At 60.2% G+C, this 3,759-nt stretch carries 4 protein-coding genes; 3 read left to right on the top strand and 1 reads right to left on the bottom strand.

Annotated elements, in window-relative coordinates; translation table 11 throughout:
* Positions 1-85: 85 nt before the first annotated feature.
* Both ABI_RS25205 and ABI_RS10840 read left to right on the top strand, forming a co-directional pair.
* The gene (locus ABI_RS25205) at positions 86-346 is read left to right on the top strand and encodes a hypothetical protein (protein ID WP_006273004.1); all 261 of its coding nucleotides are present in this window, start codon (positions 86-88) and stop codon (positions 344-346) included.
* A 2-nt stretch (positions 347-348) separates the two neighbouring features.
* On the top strand, positions 349-993 hold the full coding sequence (locus ABI_RS10840) for a UPF0149 family protein (RefSeq protein WP_006273003.1): 645 nt from the start codon (positions 349-351) through the stop codon (positions 991-993).
* A 17-nt stretch (positions 994-1,010) separates the two neighbouring features.
* On the opposite strand, the gene ABI_RS10835 is transcribed toward ABI_RS10840, so the two are convergent.
* Positions 1,011-2,354: a gluconate:H+ symporter gene (locus ABI_RS10835; RefSeq protein ID WP_006273002.1), complete on the bottom strand. Its 1,344-nt coding sequence runs from the start codon at positions 2,352-2,354 to the stop codon at positions 1,011-1,013.
* Positions 2,355-2,561: 207 nt separating this feature from the next.
* Between ABI_RS10835 and recA the strand changes: the two genes are divergently transcribed.
* Complete coding sequence (gene recA, locus ABI_RS10830) at positions 2,562-3,644, top strand: recombinase RecA (RefSeq protein ID WP_006273001.1); 1,083 nt, start codon at positions 2,562-2,564, stop codon at positions 3,642-3,644.
* Positions 3,645-3,759: the final 115 nt, after the last annotated feature.

The raw sequence follows: 3,759 nt of genomic DNA, 5'->3' as shown, positions 1-3,759 counted from the left end.
CCCACTTGAGGGGAGAGGGAGTTTTAGATTTATTTCCTTCGTCAGAGCGCTTAGGTTCAGGGACCAGAAAAAGTCCCGGAGTCCCATGCAAGCCTTCAAATTCATCTGGCCCTATTCGCTGGGCGCGCTGCCGTTTATCGGTCTGTTTATCTACCAGATCGCCGTTGTGTGGCCGACGCGGCCGGGGCAACCGGATATCACCCACACCATTCCCATGCATGTCGGCGACCGAGACATCTTTGTCTCCAATATGGACCTGATCCTGATGATGGGCAGTTGGGGGCTTGGCGCCATCATCCTGCTCATCGGCTATCGCCGCATGCGTCGGAAGATGCGGGGGCGGTAGACGTGACGCTTGTGACGGACGAGGCATACGAAGCGCGGCTGGAGAGCCTTCACGAGCGGCTCAAAGCTCACGACAGCATCGGCCTGCCGGCGCTGGACGGGTTTGTCGCCGCCCTCGCGGTCATGCCGTCGCTTCCAACCGAACGCTGGATGGCGTTCGTACTTGAGGAACCGGAAGCTGACCCGGCATCGCAATTGATGCTGGAAACAGAAGTTCTGATGCACAGTTCGTTGGTGTTTCAGGAATTCATGGATGGAACCTACATCCCGCAGTTTATGAAAGCAGAATACGACAAGATACTGTGGCAGGATTGGGCCTTGGGATTCGCCGATGCGGCACGCTTTCATCCGACTTTTGTCGACGAGACACTGGCGGGGCACAACGAAGAAGCCACCGCGGCTTTGAACATCATTCTAGGTCTGGCCGGATTGGCGATAGATGCAGAGGCTTTCCGGCAAGATATCGGCGATCCTGAAGAATTCAAGGCGAAGGCGCCGGTCTATCTTATTCAATCTGCGTATGCGCTGTTCAAAAGCCGTTACGGAGAACGCCCGATACCGCGCCGGACGATCAAGATTGGGCGCAACGATCCCTGTCCCTGCGGCTCGGGCAAGAAATACAAGAAGTGCTGCGGCGGGGCTGCATAAGATAACACGGATTTACGTCACACAACCAAGTCCAGCAGTAGCACGCAAATCAGGCCGACTATGCCAACGGCGCCTTCCATCAGGGGCCAGGACTTCAGCGTGTCCTTGATGCTGAGGCCGAAATACTCCTTGAACATCCAGAAGCCCGAATCGTTGACGTGGCTGAACATCAGGCTGCCGGCGCCGATGGCCAGGACCATCAGGTTCGGATCGACCCCCGACACTGCCACCAGAGGCGCAACCAGGCCGGCCGCGGTCAGGCCGGCCACCGTGGCAGAGCCTAGCGAGATGCGAATAATGCCGGCGATCATCCAGCCAAGGACCAGGGGCGGGACGGGCAGGGCGCGTAAGCTTTCGCCCAGTTGCGCGCTGACGCCGCTGTCGATGAAGACCTGCTTCAAGGCGCCGGCGCCGGCGATGATCAGCAGGATGGGGGCGATTTCGCGCATGGCCGAGGCCGAGGAGTCCATCAGGGCGCGGAAGCTTTGGCCGCGGGCGATGCCAAGGCTGAAAACGGCGACCAGCAGGGCGATCAATAGCACCAGGATTGGATGGCTGAGGAAATCGACCAGGGGCTTGTGCTCGGGTGGGACGGTGCCGGAGAAGCTCAGGGCCGTCGCGCCGGCCAGCAGGACGACGGGCAGCAGGGCGGTGGCGAAGCTGTTGAAGGCGCCCGGCAGTTCATGGTCTTCCTTGGGCGGGGAGACGAACAGCTCGGGTGGATTGGCCTGGATGTTCTTGACCAGCATGGCGAACAGCGGGCCGGCGACCAGCAGGGTGGGGATGCCGACGATCAGGCCGTAGATCAGGGTCAGGCCCATATCGGCACCGAACATCGGGACGATAGCGGTGGGCGAGGGGTGGGGTGGCAAAAATCCGTGAGCGATCGACAGGCCGGCCATCAGCGGGATGGCAATATAGACCATGCCCTTGCCCGACTGGCGCACCAGCGAGAAGATCAGCGGCACCATCAGCACGAAGCCGACATTATAGAAGAGCGGAATGCCGACGATAAAGCCGGTCAGGCTCAGCGCGATCGGCATGCGCGAGGCACCGAACAGCTTTATCAGGACCTGGGCGATTTTCTGCGCGGCGCCCGAATCGGCGATGACCTTGCCGAACACGGCCCCCAGCGCCAGCAGGATGGCCAGGGACCCCAGCATGTCGCCGATACCTTTTTCGACCGACTTGGGGATGGCGCCCAGTGGCATGCCCAGCATCAGCGCAGCAGCAATGGCGGCGATGACGAAGGCCAACAGGGGCTGCATCTTGCCCCAGGCGATCATGACGACCAGGCCGATGACGGCGATGGCAACAGCGGTTAACGCCCAGGCGGGATCGCCTGCGGACATGATCGACATGTGTATCCTCCCAGTGCCAGGGCGTTTCCCGGTCGTGTTAGCGCTAACCTAAGCGAGAACACGGATTTGGGCAATGCGCACAATTTTGTTCCGCTAACGCATGAGAACATATTGCGAACAGAGAGCAAATGGTGTACGACTTATCCTCAGATGAATTTGGAACAGATCACCCCGATCAGGGGAATCGTGAGATAGGGAAGGCATGACATGTCGCAACCGGCTTTGAAACTCGTGACCAAGAACGAATCCGAAAAACAACGCGCCCTCGAGGCCGCCCTGGCGCAGATTGACCGCGCCTTCGGCAAGGGCTCGGTGATGAGGCTCGGCGTCGGCGGCAAGATCGCCGAAGTCGAAAGCATTTCGACGGGTTCGCTGGGGCTGGATATTGCCCTGGGGATAGGTGGCCTTCCCAAGGGCCGCGTCATCGAAATCTATGGTCCGGAATCGTCCGGTAAGACGACCCTGGCGCTGCATACGGTGGCCGAGATTCAGAAGGCTGGTGGTACCGCCGCCTTCGTCGATGCCGAACACGCGCTGGATCCGACCTATGCCGGCAAGCTGGGCGTCAATCTGGAGGAGCTGCTGGTCTCACAGCCCGACAACGGCGAACAGGCTCTGGAAATCACCGACACCCTGGTCCGTTCCGGCGCCGTCGACATCGTCGTCGTCGACTCGGTCGCGGCCCTGACCCCGCGCGCCGAAATCGAAGGCGACATGGGCGACAGCCTGCCGGGCCTGCAAGCCCGTCTGATGTCGCAGGCCCTGCGCAAGCTGACCGGCTCGATCTCCAAGTCGAAGTGCATCGTTATCTTCATCAACCAGATCCGGATGAAGATCGGCGTCATGTACGGCTCGCCGGAAACCACGACCGGTGGCAATGCGCTGAAATTCTATGCTTCGGTCCGCCTGGATATCCGCAGCATCGGCAAGATCAAGGTGCGCGACGAAATCATCGGCAACAATGTCAAGGTCAAGGTCGTCAAGAACAAGGTGGCGCCGCCGTTCCGCGAAGTCGAGTTCGACATCCTGTACGGTCAGGGCATCTCCAAGCTGGGCGAGATCATCGATATGGGCGTCAAGGCCAGCATTATCGAGAAGGCGGGCTCGTGGTTCTCGTACAATTCGACCCGTATCGGCCAGGGCCGTGAAAACGCCCGCGACTTCCTCAAGGCCAATCCGGAGATGACGGCCGAGATCGAAAAGGCCATCCGCAACAAGACGGACAAGCTGTCGGAAGAATTGCTCGGCACGCCCGAACCCGACGCCAACGATGGCGACGAAAGCTTGTAAGACCACCGGACGGTTTGGAGGCGTTTGCCCCACAAACCCGATCCTTTGAATCGTCCGAAAGAAAGGCGCCCTCTCACCACAGGGCGCCTTTTTTGTATCTGAACCGCTCACGCGC

The organism is Asticcacaulis biprosthecium C19 (assembly GCF_000204015.1).
In the GTDB taxonomy this organism is placed as follows: domain Bacteria; phylum Pseudomonadota; class Alphaproteobacteria; order Caulobacterales; family Caulobacteraceae; genus Asticcacaulis; species Asticcacaulis biprosthecius.
The sequence above is the reverse complement of the archived record's forward strand: the minus strand, read 5'-3'. Positions and strand labels throughout refer to the sequence as shown.

Coding starts and splice junctions, on each gene's coding strand:
- ABI_RS25205 (WP_006273004.1), top strand. CDS start 86: ATGCAAGCCTTCAAATTCATCTGGCCCTATTCGCTGGGCGCGCTGCCG.
- ABI_RS10835 (WP_006273002.1), bottom strand. CDS start 2,354: ATGTCGATCATGTCCGCAGGCGATCCCGCCTGGGCGTTAACCGCTGTT.
- recA (WP_006273001.1), top strand. CDS start 2,562: ATGTCGCAACCGGCTTTGAAACTCGTGACCAAGAACGAATCCGAAAAA.